A 22,649-nucleotide genomic window follows, 5' to 3' on the forward strand; every position below is an offset into this window, starting at 1 on the left:
GACGATCCCTGATGGCCAGGGGAGTACCGCGACCGGCCGTTCGACAACGAGCCTCCATAGCGGACGATCAGGTTTCACGAGACCGATAGGCTTGGGGCATGGCCGTTCACCGCTTCGGAGTCGCGGACGTCCGTGGCGTCGTAGCTGCTCGCATGCCCGACTACCGGATCGACTCCGTGGTTCCCGTTGGTGCGGGCCTGGACAACGTGGCGTACGAGGTCAACGGCGAGCTGATCGTGCGGTTCAGCAAGGAGCCCGACCCCGAGCAGCTTGACCGGGAGGCTCGCTTGCTCGCGGCCGTCGCCGCCGTTGCGCCGCTGCCCGTCCCCGAGCCGACGTTCACGGTCGCGGAACAGGGCTGCATGGCCTACCCGAAGGTTTTCGGCACGCCATTGTTGGACCTGCCCCGGCATCGTCGAACTGAGCACGACATGTCCATCGCCGCCACGCTCGGCGAGTTCCTCGCTGCGTTGCACGCAGTCCCGGCCGCCCAAATGGCCGATCTGGTCGACACCGACGACCTCCCGCTGGCCGAGTGGCGACGGGAGGCCGCGGCGATTTACCCGGCTGTTGTCGGACAGATACCGCCAGCGCACCGCCGCCCGGTCGAGGCGTTCCTGGACTCCCCGCCACCGGACGACGGGTTCGTGCCCGTGTTCTCGCACAACGATCTGGGCATCGAACACGTCCTGGTCGATCCGGTCGGGTGGGCGGCGACCGGCATCATCGACTGGAGCGACGCCGCGATCGTCGACCCGGCCCACGACTTCGGGCTGCTCTACCGAGATCTGGGCCCGGCAGCCCTCCACGCCGCCATCGGCAGCTACCGCATCGACACCGACGACCTCGCGGCGCTCAGCGATCGCGCCGTGTTCTACGCCAGGTGCGGCGTCTTGGAAGACCTGGCATACGGCGTCGAGACCGGACGAAACCAGTACGTGGACAAGAGCCTCGCCGCGATGGCATGGCTTTTCCCGGGATAGCGCCGCATCTCGGCCGGTGTGGAAGCGCTGGTTGCGAGGATCTGGGGGAGAACCGATTAGGCGGAATGGCCGCTTGTCGTCCTGGTCTAGACCGGTCCATGATTTGTTGCCCATGCCAACAAAACTCTGTGGTCGGTGGTGACCTGATGTCCACACGGCTCTTCTCCAGACGATTCCGATCCGTCCTGCTCAGCACGGCGGCTGCTGCTGCGGTCCTGACCATCCCGCTTACCGTCCCGGCCGCCGGAACCCCGCAACCGGCGGCGACATCGAATGCCGGGCCCGCGGCCGCCACGTTCGCCGACGAGTTCGACCAGCCAGCGGGCACCCCGGTCGACACCTCCAAGTGGCAGATGGAGACCGGCGACAACGTCAACAACCACGAACGGCAGTACTACACGAACAGCACCAGCAACGCGGTGCACGACGGCCAGGGAAACCTGGTGATCACCGCTCGGCGGGAGAACCCGAACAACTACCAGTGCTGGTACGGTACCTGCGAGTACACCTCCGCCAGGCTCAACACGGCCGGGCGGTTCACCCAGACCTACGGCAGTTTCGAGGCCCGCATCAAGATCTCCCGCGGGCAGGGGATGTGGCCTGCTTTCTGGATGCTCGGCAACGACATCGGCAACGTCGGCTGGCCGCAGAGCGGCGAGATCGATGTGATGGAGAACGTCGGGTTCGAACCGTCCACAGTGCACGGAACGATTCACGGTCCCGGTTACTCCGGCAGCGACGCCATCGGCTCGGCGTACTCGATCCCCGGCGCGTTCGCGGACGACTTCCACGTCTTCCGGGTCGACTGGTCGCCGGAGCAGATCGTCTGGTCGGTCGACGGGAACGTCTACCAGACCAGGACTCCCGCCGACCTCGGCGGCCGGGAATGGGTGTTCAACAAACCGTTCTTCCTGATCCTCAACCTGGCGGTCGGCGGCTATTGGCCGGGCGACCCGGACGGCAGCACCCCGTTCCCCAACACGATGACCATCGACTACGTGCGCGTCACCGACGGTGCCTGAGACGGTCTGATGACGCGAGTTCGCCTTGCACTACAAGGCGTTTCGCGATACCCGGCGAGCCGGGCCGCAGCCTGGTGACCTACGCCGCTGAGCTGGGCTCAGCGGCGTAGGTCACCCGAGCGGAGCGTCAATTCTTCATGCCGTGCTCGATGGCCTCGATGATCCGTGGCCGCAGCTCGGCGGCGCTGATGATGGCATCCACCGAGCCGACCTCGACTGCTCGCTGGATGCTGTGCACCCGGTCGAACTCCGCGGCGACCTCGCCGAGCTTCTCCGCGCGGACGGCGGACTGCACCTCGGCGAGTTGGGTGGTCAGCGCTGCCCGTTCGGCGCCGCTGACCGTCGAGATCTGCGCTTGCAGCTTGGTCACCCGAGGGTCGGTCGCGGTGCGGTTGTTCACCTCACCGGAGAACACCGCGGCCGCCGCCGGGGCGCCGCCGAGCACCGAGGCGAACGAGCCCTCCAGCGCCAGCACGGTCATGTTCGGGTTGAGCGCCTTGGAGAACACCACGAACGCACCGCCGTGGTAGCGGGAGATCACGCAGAACACGATCGGCCCGTCGAAGTTGACGATCGCCCGGCCGATCTCGGCGCCGTATTCCAGCTGGAGCTTGCGCATCGATTCAGGCGAGCCGTCGAACCCGGACAGGTTCGCCAGCACGACCAGCGGCCGGTTGCCCGACGCCGCGTTGATCGCCCGCGCGGTCTTCTTAGACGACCGCGGGAACAGCGTGCCCGCGGTGTAGGTGTCCGGGCCGTCGGTGGGCGGGAACCCGCGCCGCGGCACCGGCCGGGACTCGATGCCGATCAGGCAGACCGGCCAGCCGCCGACGTGCACGTCCTGCACTGCCGAGGTGGCGGCATCAGCCATGCCCGCCCAGCGTTCCAGCACCGGGTGGTCCTGGTCGGACAGCGCGCGCATCACCGTGCGGATGTCGAACGGTTTCTTGCGGTCCGGGTTGTGCTCCGCGGAGAAGATCTGGCCGACGGTGGTGAAGTCGCTGCCGACGATCGCGTGCGGGAACTCGGAGACGTCGCGGTGGACCGGGTCGGTGGTGCCAGCCTTCCGCGGCCCTGCCTCGCCGGGCACGACGTAGGTGTGGTCGTAGTGCGACAGGAGCACGTCGCGAGCGGCCGGGAGGTTGGGTGCCCAGTACTGCGCCTGGCCGTTCGGGCCCATCACGCGGTCGTAGCCGCCGATGCCGAAGTTGTCCTCGGCCGAGACACCGCCGGAGAAGTCCAGCGACTGCTTGCCGGTGAGCACCATCGCCGAGTCCGGCGTCATCACCAGGATTCCCTTGGTGTGCATGAGCATCGTCGCTTCGGCGTTCCAGTACGGCTGGGCGCCGACGTTGATCCCGGAGACCACGATGTTGATCTCGCCGCCGTCCTGGGTGAACGTGACGATCCGCTTCAGCGCGGCCGCGACCCAGTCCATGTTCTCGGTGCCCGACGACATCGAGATCCGCGCGCCCGACGAGAGCGCGAACCACTCCAGCGGGACTCGCATCCGCTCGGCCAGGTCGAGCGCGGCGATCACCCGCGAGCACTCCGGCTCCGACAGCGCGCCGAGCGACTTCGTCGGATCGCCGAGCAGCACCACGCGGGTGACGCCTTCGGGGTGCCGTTCAGTCGGTGTCGTGACGACGCCGACGACGATCGCGGCGCTGTTCTTGCCCTTCGGCCGGTCCACCGGCACGAGCGCGCCGTGGTCGTCGAGGTCGTGCTCGACGAAACTGCCCTCCGGTCCGGCGAGCAGGCCCGTCAGCTCGTAGGGGTAGACGTTCCCGCGCCGGGCCGCGCGCAGCACCTTCTGGCGGTAGTCGTCCAGCGGCTGCACCGGCTCCATCGACGGCTCGCCGACGTGCAGGCGGGCGCCGTGCCCCGGCGCCAGGGTGATTCGCACGGCGACCTCGGTCAACTCGCCCGAGGCGGTGCGCTGGCGGGCCAGGAACTGGACTTCCTCCAGCCCGGCGCCCGCGGTGGTCGGCAGGATGCGCTGGACCAGCGTTTCGAGCTCATCGGTGGCCAGCTCGGTCGACGGCCAGACGTACATCATGATCCGGTTGGTGTCGAACCGCTTGTGCTGCGGGCGCTGCGCCTGGATGTTGCGGATCGCGTCGAGGCACGTGGTGATCGCGTCCTCCACCGCGGGCAGCGCGACCAACCGGCCGTCGGACTCGCGCAGCGGGGTCAGGTCCCGGACCTGACCCATCGCGAACAGCCGCTCGTCGGCCGGGTTGCTCTTCGCGACGGCCTTGAACAGGTAGATCTCCTCGTCCGCGGACGGCAGCCGGGTGAGGTCGAACTCGCGCAGCCGCTGCAACTGCAGGCGCTCCGCGATCTGCGGGTGCAGGCCGCGGATCAGCCGGTCCTCCGCGAAACCCGCGCCGTCGTGCCGGAAGGTGAAGTGGTGGTGCATCACCGCGCCGCTGGTGCCAGCGACGCTGGCGGTGATCCGGCGGACGCCCGCGGGCAGCGGGTGCTCGGCGAGCAGCTGCCCGAGCCGCACCGCCATCTCGTCGGCGTCCGGTTGGCGCTCCCACCTGACGTAGAGGTCGGCGACCAGCCCGTCCTCCGCGACGTCGGCAGCAAGCGTGCCGACCGCGCCGATGGCGTCCGGCAGGGCGTCGATGTCGACGGCGGTGGTGACCACGCGCGTCACGCCTTCCGAGCCAGCGTGCTCGGCGGTGACGAACCGGTAGGCCGCGGTCTCCCTCGTGGCGACCTCGGACAGCCCGCGGTTGCCGTAGTAGCGGCGGGTCAGCACCTCCAGCAGCGGCGCGTGGTCCCGTCCGGGGCGCCCGATCCGCTGGCCGATCAACCGCACCAGCGGTTCGGAGCTGGCCACCATGGCCTGGATCCGCTCGGCGCGGTCCGGCGCATCCGGGTTGTGGTCCAGGTAGCGCAGCCCGTCGCGCACCGCGGCGTAGACCTTGGCGCGGTTGCGGCGCAGCAGCGGCTGGGCGAACCAGCGGAACACCAGGCCGCGGGCCAGGTCCGACACCGCGGGGAAACGCACCTGGGTGGCTTCGACCAAGCGCTCCAGGGCGAGCCCGACGCGTTCGCTCAGCGACTCGACCGGCGGCGCCCCGGCGAGCCACTGCCGCAGCAGCTCCGACACGACCGCGACGTCGGCCGACATCCGCTGCTGCGCCAGGAAGATCCGGAAGACCGCGGCCTCCAGCTCCGGCGTGCGGTCCAGGTCGGTGATGCCGTAGTGCCCGAGCACCTGCCCCAGCTTGGCCTGGAACCGCTCGGGGAGGCCAGCGCGTTCGACATCGAGGCTCTGCAGGTAGCTGTGGAAGTACTCCCGCGGGCTGTGCACCGGACTGCTCGGCTCGACGTCGAGCTCATCGCCCGGCCGGTTGCGGCTGAGTTCCAACCGATCGGCGAACACCGCCAGCAGGTCCAGCTCGCCGGGCAGCGGTCGGCCACCGAGCTCGGCCCGTGCGGCCAGGTAATCGGACAGCACCCGCTTGCGGTCCTGCGGATCGACGTCGAAGCCCAGCAACAGGCTGCGCAGGTCCTGCAGGCCGCGCTCGGCCCGCTCGGCCGCGGACAGCTGCGACGACTCGGCGGGCAGGTCGATCTCGACGGTGCCCGCGGCTTCCGCTTCGGCGGCTTCGTCGGTCAGGGGCTCCAGGCGCATCAGCGGTGCGCCGGTCTCGACCTGGCTGCCCACCGATACCAGGCACTCGCCGACCCGAGCGCGGAACGGCGCGCGCAGCACCGTCTCCATCTTCATGCTCTCCAGCACCAGGATCGGTGCACCCGGCTCGACCTCGTCGCCGACCGACAGCGGCGTCGCCACGACCAGCGCGGGCGCGGGGGAGCGGACGACACCGCCCTCGTCGCGGCTGATCCGGTGCGCGACGCCGTCCACCTCGACCAGGTGGATCGGGCCGTGCGTGGCCGACACCAGCCGGAAGCGGTGCCCGTTGACCACGATCTGGCCGCAGTGCGCGTCGAACCGCTCGACCTCGACGTCCGCCGGGTGCACGGCACCGCCGCCGGAGACGCCGACGCGGAAGCGCTTCTGGCCGACGCGGGCGACGCTCACGCGGTAACCGACACCGCGGAGCTTGAGGCCCAGCGGACGGCCGCTCTGGTGCTGCACCTGGGGGCGCCCGCCGTGCGCGGTGGAAAGCAGCTGCTGGCGGCTGGCCTCTTCCTCGTCCTGGTACGCCTCGATGGCGGCCGCGGCCACGGCGATCGCGGAGTGCCGCTGGGTGACCAGACCGCCTTCGGCGCGCACGCGGTCGATCCAGCCCGTGTCAGCGCTCGCGTCGATGACCTCGGGCTGGTCGAGCAGGTCGAGCACCAAGCTCTTGTTGGTCGCGCCGCCCTCGATGATCACGGTGGTCTCGCGCATCGCGCGACGCAGCCGACCCAGTGCCTCGTCGCGGTCCCGGCCGCAAGCGATGATCTTCGCGATCATCGAGTCGAAGTCCGCCGGGATCCGGTCGCCCTCGCTGACGCCGGTGTCGACGCGGATGCCGGGGCCAGCGGGCAGCACCAGCCGCTCGATGCGGCCGGGCGCGGGCGCGAAGTCGCGGTCCGGGTCCTCGGCGTTGAGCCGCGCTTCGACGGCGTGGCCGCTCTCGACCGGCGGCGTGCCTTCGAGCTTGCCGCCGCCCGCCACGTGCAGTTGCAGCTTGACCAGGTCGGTGCCCGTGGTGATCTCGGTGATCGGGTGTTCGACCTGCAACCGGGTGTTGACTTCGAGGAAGGCGAACAGCCGCTCACCGGGGTGGTACAGGAACTCGACGGTGCCCGCGCCGCGGTAGTCCACGGCCAGCGCCAGCCGCGCGGCCGACGCCTTCAGCTCGGCGGTCTGCTCGGGGGTCAGGACCGGGGAGGCGGACTCCTCGATGATCTTCTGGTTGCGCCGCTGCACCGAGCAGTCCCGGACGCCCAGCGCCCACGCGGTGCCCTGGCCGTCGGCGATGATCTGGACCTCGACGTGGCGGGCGCCGGTCACCAGGCGCTCCAGGAAGACCACGCCGGAGCCGAAGGCGCGCAGCGCCTCCTGCCTGGTGCGCTCGTAGGCGTCGGCCAGGTCCTCCTTCGACGCGACCATGCGGATGCCGCGCCCGCCGCCGCCCGCGGTCGCCTTGAGCATCAGCGGGTAGCCGATCTCGTCGCCAGCGCGCAGGGCATCCTCAAGGGTGTCGACCTCGCCGCGGCTCCACGGCGCGACCGGGACGCCGACTTCCTCGGCGATCAGCTTCGCGGCGATCTTGTCGCCGAGCTTGCGCATCACCTCGGCGTTCGGCCCGACGAAGGTGACACCGATCTTCTCGCACAGCTCGGCGAACGCCGGGTCCTCGGCGACGAAACCCCAGCCGACCCACGCGGCGTCGGCCCCGGTCTCCGCCAGCGCCCGCGCCAGCACGGCGTGGTCGAGGTACGGGCGGGCCGAGGCGGGGCCCAACGAGTAGGCGATGTCCGCTTCGCGGACGAAAGTCGCGTTGCGGTCGGCGTCGGTGTAAAGCGCGACCGTCTCGATTCGTGTCCCGGTTTCCGCCGAAAGATCCCGGACGGCGTGGATGAGCCGCATCGCGGCCTCTCCACGGTTGACGATCGCGACACGACTGAACACCGGCCAAGCCTCCCAAATCACATACGTGCAGAAGGCGACGCCCGGGGCCCGGAGCGTCGCCTACACCCGCCTAGTACCTTGCTCGATCACCGTCGGCAACACCAATGTCCCGCATCGCGCATGCCGGAGCCGCTGCGTTGTGGGAAGTCCACAAAAGACCCGGAAAACCGCTCCTTTGCCGTTCGCAGACCTACCACACCCCACGCCGGGGGTGACGAACCACCTGCACGGCCGTCGGCAAGAAACGCGTTGCGGCGCGGTTCCGGCGCGCAGTGTGGCACGATTCGCGCGTGACCAGCCGACCCGCCTCGCCGGAGCGCCTGCGCGACCTCGCGCGGCTGCGCCGCGTCCGCGACCGGATCGACCGGGAGTACGCGCAGCCGCTGGACGTCGAGGCGCTCGCTCGCGGCGTGCACATGTCGGCCGGGCACCTCAGCCGCGAGTTCCGGCGTGCCTACGGCGAGTCGCCGTACAGCTACCTGATGACGCGGCGCATCGAGCGCGCGATGGCGCTGCTGCGCCGTGGCGACCTCAGCGTCACCGAGGTCTGCTTCACGGTCGGCTGCTCGTCGCTGGGCACCTTCAGCACTCGCTTCACCGAGTTGGTCGGTGTGCCGCCCAGCACCTACCGGCACCAGGCGGCGAGCGCGGCGTTGGAGATGCCCTCGTGCGTGGCGAAACAGGTCACCCGACCGATCAGGAATCGAGAAGCGCCGGTCAGCAAGCCGCGGATAGCGTGACCGGCATGGACATCACAATCTCCGAGACCTTCCTCCCGCACGACGACCCGGACGCCTCGCTGGCCTTCTACCGCGACCTGCTCGGCTTCGAAGTCCGCAACGACGTCGAATACCGCGGGATGCACTGGATCACGGTCGGCCCTGCTGACCAGCCCGGCACGTCCATCGTGCTCTACCCGCCAGCCGCCAGCCCCGGCATCAGCGACGACGAGCGCAGCACCATCGCCGAGATGATGGCCAAGGGCACCTACGCCATGATCAACCTGGCCACCAGGGACCTCGACGGCGTCTTCGAGCAACTGCAGGCCGGTGACGCCGAGGTCATCCAGGAGCCGACCGAGCAGCCGTACGGGAGGCGCGACTGCGCGGTCCGCGATCCCGCTGGCAACATGATCCGCATCAACGAGCTGCGCTGAACCGACCGGCCATCGACCAGCACAGACAGCACTGGGGCGGCGGGGTGACCGGTTCGTCGCGCACACCGGCTTGTCCGCGTCACCCCGCGCCGCCGCGAGCTGAACGAGCCTGACGCGCGACGGCCGCTGGTCCGAAACGCCACCGGCCGAAGCGAACTAGAACCAGACATACTGCTCGGCGCTGGTCAGATCGAGCCAGGCGACGCCAACGGAGACCGCGAAGGCGAGCCCGCGCAACACAGATGGAGAAGGTAAGGACACGATGAGCAAGGCCCCGAGGACGGACGAGCAATTGCCCGCGCTGCACGTCGCCGACAGCCACGATCTGATCCGCGTGCACGGTGCGCGCGAGAACAACCTCAAGGACGTCAACATCGAGATCCCGAAGCGCCGACTGACGGTCTTCACCGGCGTCTCCGGCTCGGGCAAGAGCTCACTGGTGTTCGACACGATCGCCGCGGAGTCGCAGCGGCTGATCAACGAGACCTACAGCGCCTTCCTGCAGGGCTTCATGCCGACGCTGGCGCGGCCCGAGGTCGACGTCCTCGACGGGCTGACGACCGCGATCATCGTCGACCAGCAGCGGATGGGTGCCGACCCGCGCTCCACGGTCGGCACCGCCACCGACGCCAACGCGATGCTGCGCATCCTCTTCAGCCGACTCGGGCAGCCGCACGTCGGCTCGCCACAGGCGTTCTCCTTCAACGTCGCCTCGATGAGCGGCGCGGGTGCGGTCACCATGGAGCGCGCCGGACGGACCGTCAAGGAGCGTCGCAGCTTCAGCATCACCGGCGGCATGTGCCCGCGTTGCGAAGGCCGGGGCACGGTCTCCGACATCGATCTCACCGAGCTCTACGACGACTCCAAGTCGATCGCCGAGGGCGCGTTCACCATCCCCGGTTGGAAGTCGGACAGCTGGTGGACGGTGCGGACCTACGCCGAGTCGGGCTTCCTCGACCCGAACAAGCCGATCCGCAAGTTCAGCAAGCGGGAAATGCAGGACTTCCTGTACCGGGAGCCGACCAAGGTGAAGGTCGAGGGCGTGAACCTCACCTACGAGGGGCTGATCCCGAAGATCCAGAAGTCGTTCCTGTCCAAGGACAAGGAGTCGCTGCAGCCGCACATCCGCGCGTTCGTGGAGCGGGCCGTCACCTTCACCACCTGCCCCGAGTGCGACGGCACCCGGCTCAGCGAGACGGCTCGGTCGTCGAAGATCAAGCGGATCAACATCGCCGACGCCTGTGCGATGCAGATCAGCGACCTGGCGGAGTGGACGCGCGGTCTGGACGAGCGGTCCGTGGCGCCGCTGCTGGCCAAGCTCCAGCACACCCTCGATTCGTTCGTGGAGATCGGCCTCGGCTACCTCTCGCTCGACCGGCCGTCGGGCACGCTCTCGGGCGGCGAGGCGCAGCGCGTCAAGATGATCCGCCACCTCGGCTCGTCGCTCACCGACACCACCTACGTCTTCGACGAACCCACCATCGGCCTGCACCCCCATGACGTCCAGCGGATGAACGACCTGCTGCTGCGGCTGCGGGACAAGGGCAACACGGTGCTCGTCGTGGAGCACGAGCCGGAGACCATCGCGATCGCCGACCACGTCGTCGACCTCGGGCCCGGCGCGGGTACGGCGGGCGGCACGGTCTGCTTCGAGGGCACCGTCGAGGGGCTGCGGGCGGGTGGCACCATCACCGGCCGCCACCTCGACGACCGGGCCGCCCTCAAGGAGGAGGTGCGCAAGCCCACCGGCGTGCTGGAGATCCGCGGTGCGACAGCGCACAACCTGCGCGACGTCGATGTCGACATCCCGCTCGGCGTGCTGGCCGTCGTCACCGGCGTCGCTGGCTCCGGCAAGAGCTCGCTCGTGCACGGGTCGATCCCCGCGGACGAGGGCGTGGTGTCGATCGACCAGAGCGCGATCCGCGGATCGCGACGGAGCAACCCGGCGACCTACACCGGGCTGCTCGACCCGATCCGCAAGGCGTTCGCGAAGGCCAACGATGTGAAACCTGCGCTGTTCAGCGCCAACTCCGAGGGCGCCTGCCCCAACTGCAACGGCGCGGGCGTCGTCTACACCGACCTGGCGGTGATGGCCAGCGTCGCCACCACCTGCGAGGAGTGCGAGGGGAAGCGGTTCCAGGCATCGGTGCTGAAATATCGACTCGGTGGCGACGGCACCGGCAAGGACATCAGCGAGGTGCTCGCGATGTCGGTGACCGAGGCCGAGGAGTTCTTCGGCGCTGGCGAGGCGCACACGCCAGCAGCCCACAAGATCCTGGCGCGGATGGCGGACGTCGGGCTCGGCTACCTCTCGCTCGGCCAGCCGCTGACGACGCTGTCCGGTGGCGAGCGGCAGCGGCTCAAGCTGGCCACCCACATGGGCGCCAACGGCGGCGTCTACGTCCTCGACGAGCCGACCACCGGTCTCCACCTCGCCGACGTCGAGCAGTTGCTCGGCCTGCTCGACCGGCTCGTCGACTCCGGCAAGTCGGTCATCGTCGTCGAGCACCACCAGGCGGTGATGGCGCACGCCGACTGGATCATCGACCTCGGCCCCGGAGCCGGTCACGACGGCGGTCGGATCGTCTTCGAGGGAACCCCCGCCGATCTCGTCGCCGCCCGCTCCACCCTCACCGGCGAACACCTAGCGGCCTACGTCGGCACCTGACCGACGCCCTCGCGAACACCAAGAGACGAGACCGGGTTCAACGGTGTCGCACCCCTCGCAGTCAACGTCCACAGTGTACCGACGAGGCGTTCCTGGTCGGACTACATGCACGCTCATCGGCAGATCAGCGCGTTGGTCGATCCGCTCTGCCGTCGAACTCCGCGCGCGCCGCATCAATCGCCGAGATGTTCTGAAGGCTCCATTGGACCAGGGGATTCGTCGCATCGAGGAGCGTGCGGCCCACGGCCGTGAGTTCGTAGGTGACGTTGGGCGGCATGACGGCGTACACGGTGCGGGTGAGGATCCCGTCGCGTTCCAGGCCGCGCAGCGTGACGGTCAGCATCTTTTGACTGATGCCTTCGATGGAGCGTTTGAGCTCGCTGAATCTCTTGGGTCCCGCGCTGAGCGTGTCGACGACGCCGAGGGACCACTTGTCGGCGACGAGGTCTAGGACCTCGCGCGCGCGGCAGCCTTGCGCACCCGACAGCTGGGCGGGCGGCCTGGTTGCGCCAGCAGTGGATGCGGCATCGGCCACTGGTTACCTCCACGGAACCCGGGCACTGCAAAGTGCCTGATTGACCCAACTTCCCAGGTCACCTGAAGATACCAAGGAACCTTTGGTAAGCACCCAGGCATCGAAGGAGGCACGCTGGACGAGCGCCGTGGCGGCGATCGATCTGCCCGGCTGGGTGGCCATGAGGTGTTGGCTCTTGGAATCGTATTCCGGAATGGTGGGGCGAGTTGGGCATGAAGTTCGGTATCGCTACGTTCATCACCGACGAGGGCATCAGGCCAGCTTCGCTGGGCACTGCGGTGGAAGAGCGCGGTTTCAACTCCTTGATCGTCAGCGAGCACGCGCACATTCCGGTTGAGCACCAGATGCCTGCGGGCAGCAAGGGTGGGTTGCCCCGCGACTACCACCGCATCATCGATCCCTTCGTAGCGCTCTCGTCGGTGGCAGCGGTCACGCGTGACCTCGTCCTCGCCACGGGAGTGCTCTTGCTTCCCCTGCGGGACGTGATCTACACCGCGAAGGAGATCGCCAGCCTGGACCTGATCTCCAACGGCCGCGTCGCCATGGGCGTCGGCGTGGGCTGGATGGCTGAGGAAATGCGCAATCACGGCACCGATCCGACCACCCGCGGCGCGAAGATGAACGAACAGTTGGCCGCGCTCAAGCAGATCTGGACCCAGGAGCGGGCCGAGTTCCACGGCAAGTTCATCAACTTCGATCCGCTCTTCTCCTGGCCCAAGCCGGTCCAGCAGCCGCACCCCCCGATCTACATCGGTGGTGAGAGCCCGAGGGCGTTGGAACGGTTACGCACACTCGGCGACGGTTGGCTACCCCAGGCGGCCACCCCACCGGAGCAGCTGCGCCGGGTGCGCCAGTGGTTGACCGACAACGGCCGCAGCGATGTGCCTTTCATGATCTGGGGCGCCGAGCGAGACATGTCCACGCTGGCCAGCTACGCCGACGTCGGGATCGACGAGGTCACTTTCCTGCTCCCGACGCGGCCGGAGTCGGAGACATTGCACGACCTCGACGAGCTGGCGGCCCTGGCGGACAACTTCTCCTGACTGGCCCCGGTGACCGTCGTCACGGCGAGTCGGTCGTCCGCCGGGTCGTTGTGCTCTTGTGACAGAGGGTCACTGCTAGGCGATGCTGTTCCGTGGCCTTTTGGCAACGGAGGTGTTGGACATGGCCTTCGACGAGGAAAAGCTCGATGAGCTGCTGAGCAGTTTCGTCACTGACCTGGGCGGCAGTTTTCACGCGATCAACGCGGTGATCGGTGACCGGCTGGGTCTTTACCGGTCGCTGCTGGCCGTGATGCCAGCCACGCCAGCCGAAGTCGCAGCCGAAGCGGGCGTCGGTGAACGATATGCCCGTGAATGGCTCAGCGGTCAGGCCGCGGGCGGCTACGTCACCTACGATCCTGGCACCGAGCGCTTCTTCCTCACCGAAGAACAGGCGTTCGCGCTGGCCGCGCCGGAGGGCATGCAGATAGCGGCCGCCTTCCACATGCCGATAGCGGTGGGGAAGAACGTCGATCGGATCATCGACGCGTTTCGGACCAACACAGGTTTCGGCTGGCACGAACATGATCCTGGGCTGTTCGAGGGGACCGAGCGGTTCTTCCGGCAGGGATACGTGGCGAACCTGGTGTCGTCGTGGATTCCCGCTCTCGATGGGGTGGAAGCGAAGCTGGCGGCTGGTGCGAGGGTTGCCGATGTCGGCTGCGGGCATGGCGCCTCGACGCTGCTGCTCGCCGAGTCGTATCCGATGTCGAAGATCACCGGCTTCGACTACCACGACCGCTCGATCGACCTGGCGCGCAAACGCGCGGCTGACGCCGGTCTCGCATCCCGGCTGTCGTTCGAACTGGCGGCCGCCGCCGACTTCCCGGGCACCGACTACGATCTCGTCACCGTTTTCGACGCGCTGCACGACATGCCCGATCCGCTCGGCGCCGCGCGGCACATTCGCCAGTCGCTCAAACCGGACGGGACGTTCCTGCTCGTCGAGCCGTACGCCCGCGACAACGTCGAGGACAACCTCAACCCGGTCGGTCGCCATTACTACACGGCGTCAACGGTGATTTGCGTAGCGCATTCGATGACCGAGGAACCGCGCACCGCCCTTGGGGCCCAGGCGGGCCAAGCACGGTTGGCCGAACTCCTCCGCGATGCCGGATTCACCCGAATCCGGCGAGCCGCGGAGACGCCGTTCAACCTGATCCTCGAAGCGCGCCCTTAGCCTCCACTTTGGACAGTTTGCTGTCGGTGTGGCTCGGCGCGGTCTTGGACGCCGTGCCGGTTCACCCCAACCCCACTACCCGGGAGCCGCCCATGCCTGAACAACCACCTGAACACCACGACACCGAGGAATACCGGCTGACCGATCGCCGCGTCGCGGAACTCCTCGACCGGGCTGCCGCTGACCTCCGTCGGCAGTTCAACGGCATCTTCACCACCGAAACTATCCGCGCCGTCGTCGCCGAGTCCTACACCCAGCTCAACGCCACCGCCCGAATCCACACCCACCTGGTCGCACTCGCCATCCGCTTCGCCCGCGAACGGCTGGATGCCATGGCCAAGAACCGGGGGGCCTTCGCGCCTGCCATCCCCGAAGTCCTGTTCGTCTGCGTGCGCAACGCAGGTCGCTCGCAGATGGCCGCCGCGCTCCTGCACCACCACGCCCGAGGCAGGGTCCTCGTCCGCTCCGCCGGATCCGCTCCCGCCGAGACCGTCAACGCCATCGTCGTCGAGGTGGTGAACGAACTCGGCGTCGACCTCTCCGGGGAATTCCCCAAGCCGCTCACCGATGAAGCGGTGGAAGCTGCTGATGTGGTGATCACAATGGGCTGCGCTCGCCCCGTTTTCCGGGGCAAGAGCTATCGCAACTGGGAACTCGACGACCCAACGGGCAAAACGGTCGACGAGGTCCGCGAGATCCGCGACGAGATCGACCGCCGCGTCCGCCGACTGCTGGCCGAGCTGGTACCGGAGACCCCACGCTGAGCGTCCGCGGTGGATATCTCACCCGGTGTGCTCATCGCTGGACGCACCCCTGATCTCCTCCGGAGCGCAGCCGAGGTAGGTGCCGCCGCACAGCAGCGGGATCGCACGCGGCCAGGACGTTTCGGCAGCCGTGATGGGCTCGTTTCGGGTGCGCCAGCCGGTCTTGCGCTGGGCTTCCGCCAATTCCCACGCCAGCAGCCGCAACCGGCTGCGCAGCACGGTGCGCGGTAGTGGATCGGCGAAGTCGCTGACGTGGTCGACGCAGACCCCGTGGCCGCGTTCCCACTCATCCCGGACCACACGGTGTTCCAGGGCTGCGGCCAGCAGCGCTTGTTCGCGGCTGTCGGCGAGCAGCCCCGCCGCGCAGGCTGCGCAGCGCGGGGAGGTGCCGTTGAAGGTCTCGACCGCCGTCGAAACGAAGACCCGTGGACGTCGCAGCACCGCTGCGCCATCAGTCCACTGTCGACGGAAAGCGTGCAGCGCGGCCTTCCGCAGGCGGATGGTCAGGTGGCGCGAGGGGGCGGCGTCCAGGTGCTCGGCGAGCCGGTCCAGGCGGTCGATGAGGTGCGTGCGCATGAGCTCGGCCACCCGACCAGCATCCGTCGCCGAGAGCGCCGACGCGTCGAGCAGGTGGGCCGGACACAGCCAGGCTTCGGTGGAATCCAGCTGGTTGTCGGCTGACTGCCGACATAACCATGCCGTGTAGCGGATCTCGGCGTGCGCCCGTGCCCGACACAGCGGGCAACATCCCCGGTGGACCGCAGCCAGCACGTGGTCCAATGTGGATTGCGCTCGCGCGTCCGCGTCGGCCTGGGTGCGCACCAGATTGGCCGCCAGCAGGGTCGGTGTTCGCCGTGCCAGGTCGGCGTCGGACCCGGCCAGTGCGTCGACCAGGCCATCACCGCTGGTGTCCCGGAGTTGCTTGAGCGCCAGCGCCGTCACCTCCGCGGTCAGCGGGTCGGGCACCTCGACCAGCACGTCCAGCAGGTGTGGGAGGCACAACCGACGCGCGCTGCGCAGTCGATCGAGAACCTCCTCGTCACCTGCCCATCGGGCCACGGTGCGCACGCGTCGCCGCGCACTCCCGGTGACCTGGTCGCATCCATCGCACCCGCGCTGGTCCGAGTGCTGGTCGGATTGGGTGAGGACGTGGTTGATGACATCGCCGAACAGCGCGGGAAACTGGACCGTGCCAGCAGGGTCGGTCATGAGCAGCCGGGTGTGGTCGGGGCAGAACCCACCCGCCGCGGCGACCCGCGCGCGCACCTGGAGTTCGCTGTGCGATTCCAGCAGGTATTCGCGGCGCCAATAGTGCTCGGCGTCGGCTTGGGCCCGGCACACCAGGCAGCCGCCTTCGTCGAGTTGGCGCAGCAATTCGATGCGGTCCCGTTCCGCCCAGTCCGGCCGGGCCCGCCGCCCGGAGTTCAACACGCGCACGGTTCCTCCTGATCCGGTGCTGGAGGGACCGTCAGCGACGTGTTTCGCAGCTGCAGGCGAGTCTTCCCCCTAGTGTCCTCGCGTGCTGGCGAGCCGTCCATCCACCGGCGGTGCTGGTAGCCCCGCCGGGCGGTCACCGGTGGTGGCGCGGGTGAAAGCGCCCTCGATGACCGCCTCGGCCTCGACACGAGCTTGCCACCCCCGGATCTGACCGCTCTTGCGCGGTTCCAGGTCCTTGTAGGTGTCGAAGAAGTGGCTGATCTCCTCCAGGTCGTGGCGAGGCACGTCCGCGAGGTCGCGGATGTGATCCATGCGCGGATCATCCGCGTGCATGCAGAGGATCTTGGCGTCCGGGCCCTGTTCGTCGTGCATCCAGAACACCGCGACCGGGCGGACTCGGATGGTGCAACCGGGGAACGTCGGTTCATCCAGCGGCACCAGCGCGTCGAGCGGATCACCGTCCTCGGCGAGGGTGCCGGGGAAGTAGCCGTAGTCGGCGGGGTACTGCGTGGCGGTGAACAGGGTGCGATCCAACCGGATCCGCCCGAGCCGGTGGTCCATCTCGTACTTGTTCCGGGATCCCTGCGGGATTTCCACGACCATCTCCAGTTCCACGGTGCACTCCTTTCACCGCGTCGGAAGGTGAGGTCGATACGAGCGAGCCGTGCTGCGGCGCAACCTCGCAGCACGCCTGTGTTCAGGCGAGCCTCACCACCAGTGTCGCGCGCAGGGGGCCAGCAGCGCAGTACCAGCGCCTGCGCCGATGATCGGGTTACAGTGACGGAACCGATATCGGTTTCGTGACCTGCGGGGTCCGTGGTGAGGTTGGGGAGGCGTACCCGGATGCGGGAGTTTCAGCGGGCGGCGGCGCGGGTGCGATGAATTCGCCGACGCAGGGATTAGCCCGGCGGCTGGGCACGACTGACGCCGTCGTCATCGGCCTGGGTTCGATGATCGGGGCGGGTGTGTTCGCGGTGTTCGGCCCGGCGACCAGGGCCGCCGGTACCGGAATGCTGATCGGGCTGGTGATCGCGGCCGTGATCGCCTACTGCAACGCGACCGCCTCCGCGCAGCTCGCGGCGGTCTATCCGACCTCGGGCGGCACGTACATCTACGGGCGTGAACGGCTCGGGCACTGGTGGGGGTTCACCGCCGGGTGGGGCTTCGTGATCGGCAAGACCGCCTCCTGCGCGGCGATGGCACTCACGTTCGCCTCCTACGCGGTCCCCGGCCCGTGGTGGGCGCAGCGGCTGGTGGCGGTCGCCGGGGTGCTCGCGCTGGCAGCGCTGAACTACCGCGGTGTCACCAAGACCGCGTTCCTCACCCGCATCCTGGTCGGCCTCACGCTGCTCGCGCTGGCCACCGTCGTCGTGGGGATCGCCGTCGGCGGCCAGGCCAGCAGTGCCCATCTCGGCGGCTGGGCGGCGCTGGGCCAAGGTGGCGTGTACGGCACGTTGCAGGCGGCCGGGCTGCTGTTCTTCGCGTTCGCCGGGTACGCCCGGATCGCCACCATGGGCGAGGAAGTCGCCGACCCGCAGCGCACGATCCCGCGCGCGATCACCACCGCGCTGGCCGTCGCCGTGGTGATCTACCTGGTAATCGGCGTCGCCGTGCTGCTCGCCGCAGGACCCGACCGCCTAGCCGCCGCGGTGGCCCCGCTCTCGGAGGCCGTCCAGTCCGCCGGTGCCGGTGGTCTGGAGCCGGTCGTCCGCATCGGCGGGGCAGTGGCGAGCCTGGGTGCGTTGCTGGCGCTCATCGCCGGGATCGGGCGCACCAGCCTGGCCATGGCCCGCCACCACGACCTGCCGAACTGGTTGGCCACCGTGCATCCGAGGTTCAAAGTCCCGCACCACGCCGAAACGGCACTCGCCGTGGTGGTGAGCATCCTCGTCATGACCCTCGACCTGCGCAGCGTGATCGGCTTCTCGTCCTTCGGGGTGCTCGTCTACTACGCGATCGCCAACGCTTCGGCGTTCACCCAGCCCACCGACCAGCGTCGCTGGCCGCGTTGGCTGAACATCCTCGGTGCTTTCGGCTGTGCCGTGCTGGTGGTGACACTCCCGTGGCAAGCGGTAGTCGCCGGGCTGGTGATGTTCGCCGTCGGACTGACCGGTCGGCTGATCGCCCGGAAGGTACGCCCGGACTGACGTGGTGACTGATCTGACGATCAAGCCTGGGGACGGCTCAGGGTCGCGCCCGCGCGGTCACGCGATCTGTTCGGCTTGGTAACCGACGCTGGTGATCGCGGCGATGACATCCGCAGGACCGGACTTGGCGAGGTCGAGTTCGACGACGCTGCGACCGTCCTTGACCGAGGTGCGGGTGCGGTGGACGCCGGGGAGGTCTTCCAGGACGTCGTCGATGAGCAGGCTGCAGCTGCCGCAGTGCATGCCGGTGACGCGGAAGGTGGCGGTGGTGGTCATGGTGGGACTCCTCGTCAGTTGGCGGTGACGGTGCCGGTGTACATGCCCATTCCGCAGGAGTAGGCCAACGGGCCGCGTGGCAGTGCACCGAGTTCGATCGTGGTGTCGCCCTGTGCTGGGAGGATCCGGTCGACGTTGCGGGACGGGATGATGAAGGACCGCACGCAGCCCTGGGCGTTGTCGGAGCGGACGGTCAGGGTGGTGGGCAGGTCGGCCCGGATCTGCACGTTCGTGGGGGTGTAACCGTCGGAGCTCGCGGTGACGACCACCGTCTGGTGACCATTTTGGACGGACACGGTGCCGGGTGCCGCCGGTGCCTCGGCAGTGGCCGCTTGTGCGAGTCGGCTGGCGGCCAGCGGTGACCCGGCGAGCTCCAGCCCGCCGTTGAGCGTGTACAGCCCGGTGATCAGCACGACGATGCCGGTGAGCACGGCGAGCTTTCCGCGCCAGGCGGTGGCGGCTTTCCGCGCGGCATAGCCGAGGAGGGCGAACAGAGGACTGGTGCCGATGACGAAGGTCGCCATGATCGCGGCTCCGGCCAGTGGTGAGCCGGAGGCCAGCGCCAGTGCCTCGACCGACAACGTCACGCCGCACGGGATCAGCACGCTGACCACGCCGAGCAGCGTTGGTGCCAGGGCGGACTGGGATCGGGAGCTGTCGCGGACGATGCGCATCCAGGACAGCGGCGGCTCGATGACGATGTTGCGGAATCCGGGCACGCCGAGTTGGGCGAGTCCGAAGGCGATGATCACGACCCCGGCGAGCAGTTGCAGCCAGGTACGCGTGCCGACGGAGAGCTGCACGACGCTGCCCAGTGCGCCCAGCAGGGCACCGAGCACCACGTGCGAGACCAGTTTGCCGATCAGAAACCCGCCGACGGGTGCGAAGTCGTCGGCGAGCCGGGTAAGCGGGGTCTGAGTCCGGGTTCGCGCAGCGCCGGTGTGCGCAGCGGTGCCCTTACCGGCACCAGCCGAGTCGGCGTTGCGGCGTTGGCGGGTGATCAGTCCCGCGAGCAGCCCGCCCTGCACTGCGGCGCACGAGACCCCACCGGCGAACAGGCCGGTGAGCAAGACAGCAATGAGATCCATGGAAAATGCTCCTGCGAAAGCGAAAAGGGGTATCGAAGTGGCGGCCCCGGATTGCCGGAGGCGTGACCGCACGAAGCACTGTGCGGTGCTGTGGACAGACTTCTCCTACGTTCGCAGGACGCAGAGCTGCGCAAGGTTCGGCCGCGGCGTCGGGTTTGGCCGCGTGGCGGGCACACCCGTCTCGCGAAGCCGCATGACAACGCTCATGTCGGGACGGCGCAGGATCGCCAGCATCCCGAGGGCGACGATCAACAAGGCCAGGCAGCTCATCAGCATGCCGCTGTGGAAGCTGGCCACGTCTTCGCCCCCGGCGTGGCTCGCGACGATCGCAGTGCCGAGGTGCTGGTCGTGCACCCCGGCTGCGTCCGCAGAGGCCGCCACCGATGCGGGGCAAGGTGCGGAACCCATGTGGTCGACTGCGGCAGCCATGTGCACGGCGGGTGTCATGCCGTCCGCGCACTGCGGTGTGTGGAGCAAGGCGAGACCGGCGACCACGGTGAGCACGGCGACGAGCCGCGCGAGGGGCCCTCGCGCGAATTGCGTCCACCGGATCGTGCTCATGGCGCTCAAGGTTACGGACTTACCGACACTGCTGCGGCACCGCCCTTTGATGCGGGACCAAATGCCCGGGAAGACCGGGCCGTCCGACGTCCACTCGCTGCCCCGAGCTGACGTTTGCGAGTTCCTGCGGCTGGTAGCGTCGGTTCATGGATGCCCGCGGGGACCGTGCGTCGAGGTTGCGCCGCTACTGGGACAAGTCAGCGCGCTCCTACGACAACCAGATGCGCTACTTCGAACGCTTCCTGGCTGGCGACAGTCGGAACTGGGTGTGCTCCCGAGCATCCGGCGACGTCCTGGAAGTCGCCATCGGCACCGGCCTCAATCTTCCCGCGTACTCGCGAGATATCCGGTTGACCGGCATCGAGTGGAGTCCGCAGATGCTGGGCATTGCGCGGCAGCGTGCGCGAGAACTCGACGTGCCTGTCGAGTTCCTCGAAGGAGACGCCCAGGCGCTGCCGTTTCCCGACGCCACTTTCGACACCGTGGTGTGCACGTTCTCCCTGTGCGCCATACCCGATTACAAGCAGGCGATCGCCGAGATGAAACGAGTGCTGCGTCCCGGTGGCCAACTGCTGCTGGCCGACCACGTGGCCAGCTCATCGGGGCTTGCGCGCCTCGTGCAGAAAGCCGCCGAGCTGATCACCGTGCCGCTCGGAGGAGAACATTTTCTCCGCCGCCCGAAGGAGCAGGTTCGCGCCGCCGGATTCGACGTCGAACGCAGCGAACGCTTCAAACTCGGGATCATCGAACGGCTCGTGGCCCGCAAACCGCTCGACGCCTCGGCGTGAGGGTTGGACCGCGTTCGCGTCCCAAACGGCGGAGGGCTTTCAGCTCGCGAAGAGCACTGGACAGGCGAGGATCCCGACGCCCGCCAGCATGCCGAGACCGATCAATGCTGGTGCCATGGCCGCACCGAGGCCAGCGGCTGCCGAGCAGAGGACGCGCGTGATCAGGCTCGGGCGGGATGTGAGCTTGTCGAGGTGCTGGAGCCGCAGGGCCACGCAGTGGTCGGCCAAGCCGAGCGCACCGCGGGGCGGGTGGCTTGCGGTGCTTTCGCCGGAGATCGTGCGCAGCGCCGACCGCACGGCGTTCGGGCCGTGGACTCGGGCGGCGCCGCGGTCGGCCGCGAGTTCTACCACAGTGCGCACGAGGCCGGGGGAGCGGCGGGCCAGGGGGACCCGGGGAACGGATTTCGCCAGGGTTTCGGCCAATCCCACCAGTAGGTGGTGGCGTCCGCGCAGGTGGGCGCGTTCGTGCTCAAGAACAGCGGCTGCGCTGGTTTCCCCGAGTGGTCCCGAATGCCCTTGGTGGCGACGATGAAAGCCGGTGCACCGGCGACGCTGTAGGCCACCGGGTGGGGATGTGGGAGCCACATCGTGGGGAACGACCCTGCTTCGGGTTTCGCGGTTATCCGGAGCAGTTCGAGTTGACGAGCGTGCAACTGCCGCTGTTGGCGGGCGTACCGCAGCAGTCCGCGCCCCACTTGCACGGCCACGGCGGAGACGACGACGAACAGCAGCAGGGCTGTGAGCTCATGAAGCTGCGGGGCGTAGCCGTGTCGCAGGGCGGTCCAGCAGTGGTGGGCCATCTGCAGGAGCATCGGGGCTGGCCCATGAGCTGGGAGCAGCACGATGGCCAGGGTGACCACTACCGTCGAGAACGTGGCCCCGACCAACACGACCCAGGTCACGAGCACGGCCTGCGGATCGACTCGACGGTCGATCATCCAATCGAGCACGGCAGGCGCACCGCTGGCGACGAGCACGACGCCAACCAGGAGTGCTAGAGCGAGGATCATGGCTTCTGCCGTCGCCGCAGGCCCCGGCGCACCGCAGCGGTTTCGTCGTCGGACATCGACTTCGCGAAGTGCAGCAGGACGGCTTCGGGGGCGCCGCTGGAGTCCAGCAGTTCCCGCAAGGCGCGAGCGGTTGCTTCTTCCCGGCCTTCCACCGGCGTGTACTGGTATGCGCGGTTTTGCAACTCGCGTTCGACCCAGCCCTTGCGGTGCAGGTTGTCCAGGACCGTCATGACCGTGGTGTAGGCGAGGTTGCGGGTCGCGTTCAGTTCGGTCAGCACCGCGCGGACGGACATGGCCTCGTCGGCCTGCCACAGCACATCCATCACAGCGCCTTCGAGATCGCCCAGCCCTTGCATGGCACCTCCCACTCCCCGGACGAGGATACGGCC

20 protein-coding genes are annotated in these 22,649 nt (G+C 68.6%); 10 read left to right on the forward strand and 10 right to left on the reverse strand.

The features are described 5' to 3' along the window. Window positions 1–98: 98 nt before the first annotated feature. Window positions 99–983, forward strand: coding sequence for a phosphotransferase family protein (locus MOQ72_RS24560; protein WP_242187981.1), 885 nt, complete (start codon window positions 99–101; stop codon window positions 981–983). 146 nt (window positions 984–1,129) lie between these two features. Then, entirely contained in the window at window positions 1,130–2,005 is an 876-nt protein-coding gene (locus MOQ72_RS24565) for a glycoside hydrolase family 16 protein (protein WP_242187982.1), read from the forward strand. 127 nt (window positions 2,006–2,132) lie between these two features. Here the strand turns inward: MOQ72_RS24565 and MOQ72_RS24570 are convergent, their stop codons facing one another. Continuing rightward, window positions 2,133–7,610, reverse strand: a complete 5,478-nt coding sequence (locus MOQ72_RS24570) for an ATP-binding protein (RefSeq protein WP_242187983.1) — start codon at window positions 7,608–7,610, stop codon at window positions 2,133–2,135. Window positions 7,611–7,900: 290 nt separating this feature from the next. On the opposite strand from MOQ72_RS24570, the gene MOQ72_RS24575 reads away from it, so the two are divergent. The 3 genes from MOQ72_RS24575 (at window position 7,901) to MOQ72_RS24585 (ending at window position 11,434) form a co-directional block, all read left to right on the forward strand. Further along, window positions 7,901–8,350: a helix-turn-helix transcriptional regulator gene (locus tag MOQ72_RS24575; RefSeq protein WP_242187984.1), complete on the forward strand. Its 450-nt coding sequence runs from the start codon at window positions 7,901–7,903 to the stop codon at window positions 8,348–8,350. Window positions 8,351–8,355: 5 nt separating this feature from the next. Then, on the forward strand, window positions 8,356–8,766 hold the full coding sequence (locus MOQ72_RS24580; protein ID WP_277954636.1) for a VOC family protein: 411 nt from the start codon (window positions 8,356–8,358) through the stop codon (window positions 8,764–8,766). A 262-nt stretch (window positions 8,767–9,028) separates the two neighbouring features. Continuing rightward, a complete protein-coding gene (locus MOQ72_RS24585; RefSeq protein ID WP_242187986.1) occupies window positions 9,029–11,434 on the forward strand; it encodes an ATP-binding cassette domain-containing protein in 2,406 nt (801 codons plus the stop codon). Between the two features lie 124 nt (window positions 11,435–11,558). Here MOQ72_RS24585 and MOQ72_RS24590 read toward each other — a convergent pair whose 3' ends face one another. Further along, window positions 11,559–11,969 (reverse strand): winged helix-turn-helix transcriptional regulator, encoded by a 411-nt coding sequence (locus MOQ72_RS24590; RefSeq protein WP_242187987.1) that lies wholly within the window; start codon window positions 11,967–11,969, stop codon window positions 11,559–11,561. A 212-nt stretch (window positions 11,970–12,181) separates the two neighbouring features. Between MOQ72_RS24590 and MOQ72_RS24595 the strand changes: the two genes are divergently transcribed. From MOQ72_RS24595 to MOQ72_RS45260, 3 genes are all read left to right on the forward strand, one after another. Further along, the gene (locus tag MOQ72_RS24595; RefSeq protein WP_242187988.1) at window positions 12,182–13,012 is read left to right on the forward strand and encodes an LLM class F420-dependent oxidoreductase; all 831 of its coding nucleotides are present in this window, start codon (window positions 12,182–12,184) and stop codon (window positions 13,010–13,012) included. A 121-nt stretch (window positions 13,013–13,133) separates the two neighbouring features. After that, window positions 13,134–14,189 (forward strand): class I SAM-dependent methyltransferase, encoded by a 1,056-nt coding sequence (locus MOQ72_RS24600; protein ID WP_242187989.1) that lies wholly within the window; start codon window positions 13,134–13,136, stop codon window positions 14,187–14,189. A 92-nt stretch (window positions 14,190–14,281) separates the two neighbouring features. Then, window positions 14,282–14,953 (forward strand): arsenate reductase ArsC, encoded by a 672-nt coding sequence (locus MOQ72_RS45260; protein ID WP_308197948.1) that lies wholly within the window; start codon window positions 14,282–14,284, stop codon window positions 14,951–14,953. 18 nt (window positions 14,954–14,971) lie between these two features. On the opposite strand, the gene MOQ72_RS24610 is transcribed toward MOQ72_RS45260, so the two are convergent. Further along, window positions 14,972–16,390 carry a hypothetical protein gene (locus MOQ72_RS24610; protein ID WP_242187990.1) on the reverse strand — a complete coding sequence of 473 codons (1,419 nt, stop codon included), beginning with the start codon at window positions 16,388–16,390 and terminating at the stop codon, window positions 14,972–14,974. 69 nt (window positions 16,391–16,459) lie between these two features. Next, window positions 16,460–17,005 (reverse strand): inorganic diphosphatase, encoded by a 546-nt coding sequence (locus MOQ72_RS24615; RefSeq protein WP_242187991.1) that lies wholly within the window; start codon window positions 17,003–17,005, stop codon window positions 16,460–16,462. Window positions 17,006–17,268: 263 nt separating this feature from the next. Between MOQ72_RS24615 and MOQ72_RS24620 the strand changes: the two genes are divergently transcribed. Then, window positions 17,269–18,537 carry an APC family permease gene (locus MOQ72_RS24620; protein ID WP_242187992.1) on the forward strand — a complete coding sequence of 423 codons (1,269 nt, stop codon included), beginning with the start codon at window positions 17,269–17,271 and terminating at the stop codon, window positions 18,535–18,537. 57 nt (window positions 18,538–18,594) lie between these two features. On the opposite strand, the gene MOQ72_RS24625 is transcribed toward MOQ72_RS24620, so the two are convergent. From MOQ72_RS24625 to MOQ72_RS24635, 3 genes are all read right to left on the reverse strand, one after another. Then, window positions 18,595–18,813: a heavy-metal-associated domain-containing protein gene (locus MOQ72_RS24625; RefSeq protein ID WP_242187993.1), complete on the reverse strand. Its 219-nt coding sequence runs from the start codon at window positions 18,811–18,813 to the stop codon at window positions 18,595–18,597. A gap of 14 nt (window positions 18,814–18,827) precedes the next feature. Beyond that, window positions 18,828–19,901 (reverse strand): sulfite exporter TauE/SafE family protein, encoded by a 1,074-nt coding sequence (locus tag MOQ72_RS24630; protein WP_242187994.1) that lies wholly within the window; start codon window positions 19,899–19,901, stop codon window positions 18,828–18,830. Window positions 19,902–20,006: 105 nt separating this feature from the next. Next, window positions 20,007–20,462: a hypothetical protein gene (locus MOQ72_RS24635; protein ID WP_242187995.1), complete on the reverse strand. Its 456-nt coding sequence runs from the start codon at window positions 20,460–20,462 to the stop codon at window positions 20,007–20,009. A gap of 146 nt (window positions 20,463–20,608) precedes the next feature. Here MOQ72_RS24635 and MOQ72_RS24640 point away from each other — a divergent pair, with 146 nt between their 5' ends. Beyond that, the gene (locus tag MOQ72_RS24640) at window positions 20,609–21,250 is read left to right on the forward strand and encodes a class I SAM-dependent methyltransferase (protein ID WP_242187996.1); all 642 of its coding nucleotides are present in this window, start codon (window positions 20,609–20,611) and stop codon (window positions 21,248–21,250) included. Window positions 21,251–21,289: 39 nt separating this feature from the next. Here the strand turns inward: MOQ72_RS24640 and MOQ72_RS24645 are convergent, their stop codons facing one another. The 3 genes from MOQ72_RS24645 to MOQ72_RS24655 are packed head-to-tail and all read right to left on the reverse strand — an operon-like array spanning window position 21,290 to window position 22,616. Continuing rightward, window positions 21,290–21,610 carry a M48 family metalloprotease gene (locus MOQ72_RS24645; RefSeq protein WP_242187997.1) on the reverse strand — a complete coding sequence of 107 codons (321 nt, stop codon included), beginning with the start codon at window positions 21,608–21,610 and terminating at the stop codon, window positions 21,290–21,292. Next, window positions 21,595–22,260 carry a hypothetical protein gene (locus tag MOQ72_RS24650; RefSeq protein WP_242187998.1) on the reverse strand — a complete coding sequence of 222 codons (666 nt, stop codon included), beginning with the start codon at window positions 22,258–22,260 and terminating at the stop codon, window positions 21,595–21,597. Before MOQ72_RS24650 ends, MOQ72_RS24645 begins: the two co-directional genes overlap by 16 nt. Then, window positions 22,257–22,616, reverse strand: a complete 360-nt coding sequence (locus MOQ72_RS24655) for a BlaI/MecI/CopY family transcriptional regulator (protein ID WP_242187999.1) — start codon at window positions 22,614–22,616, stop codon at window positions 22,257–22,259. The genes MOQ72_RS24650 and MOQ72_RS24655 overlap by 4 nt, the downstream gene beginning before the upstream one ends. Window positions 22,617–22,649 lie beyond the last annotated feature (33 nt).

This window comes from Saccharopolyspora soli (assembly GCF_022678645.1).
In the GTDB taxonomy this organism is placed as follows: domain Bacteria; phylum Actinomycetota; class Actinomycetes; order Mycobacteriales; family Pseudonocardiaceae; genus Saccharopolyspora; species Saccharopolyspora soli.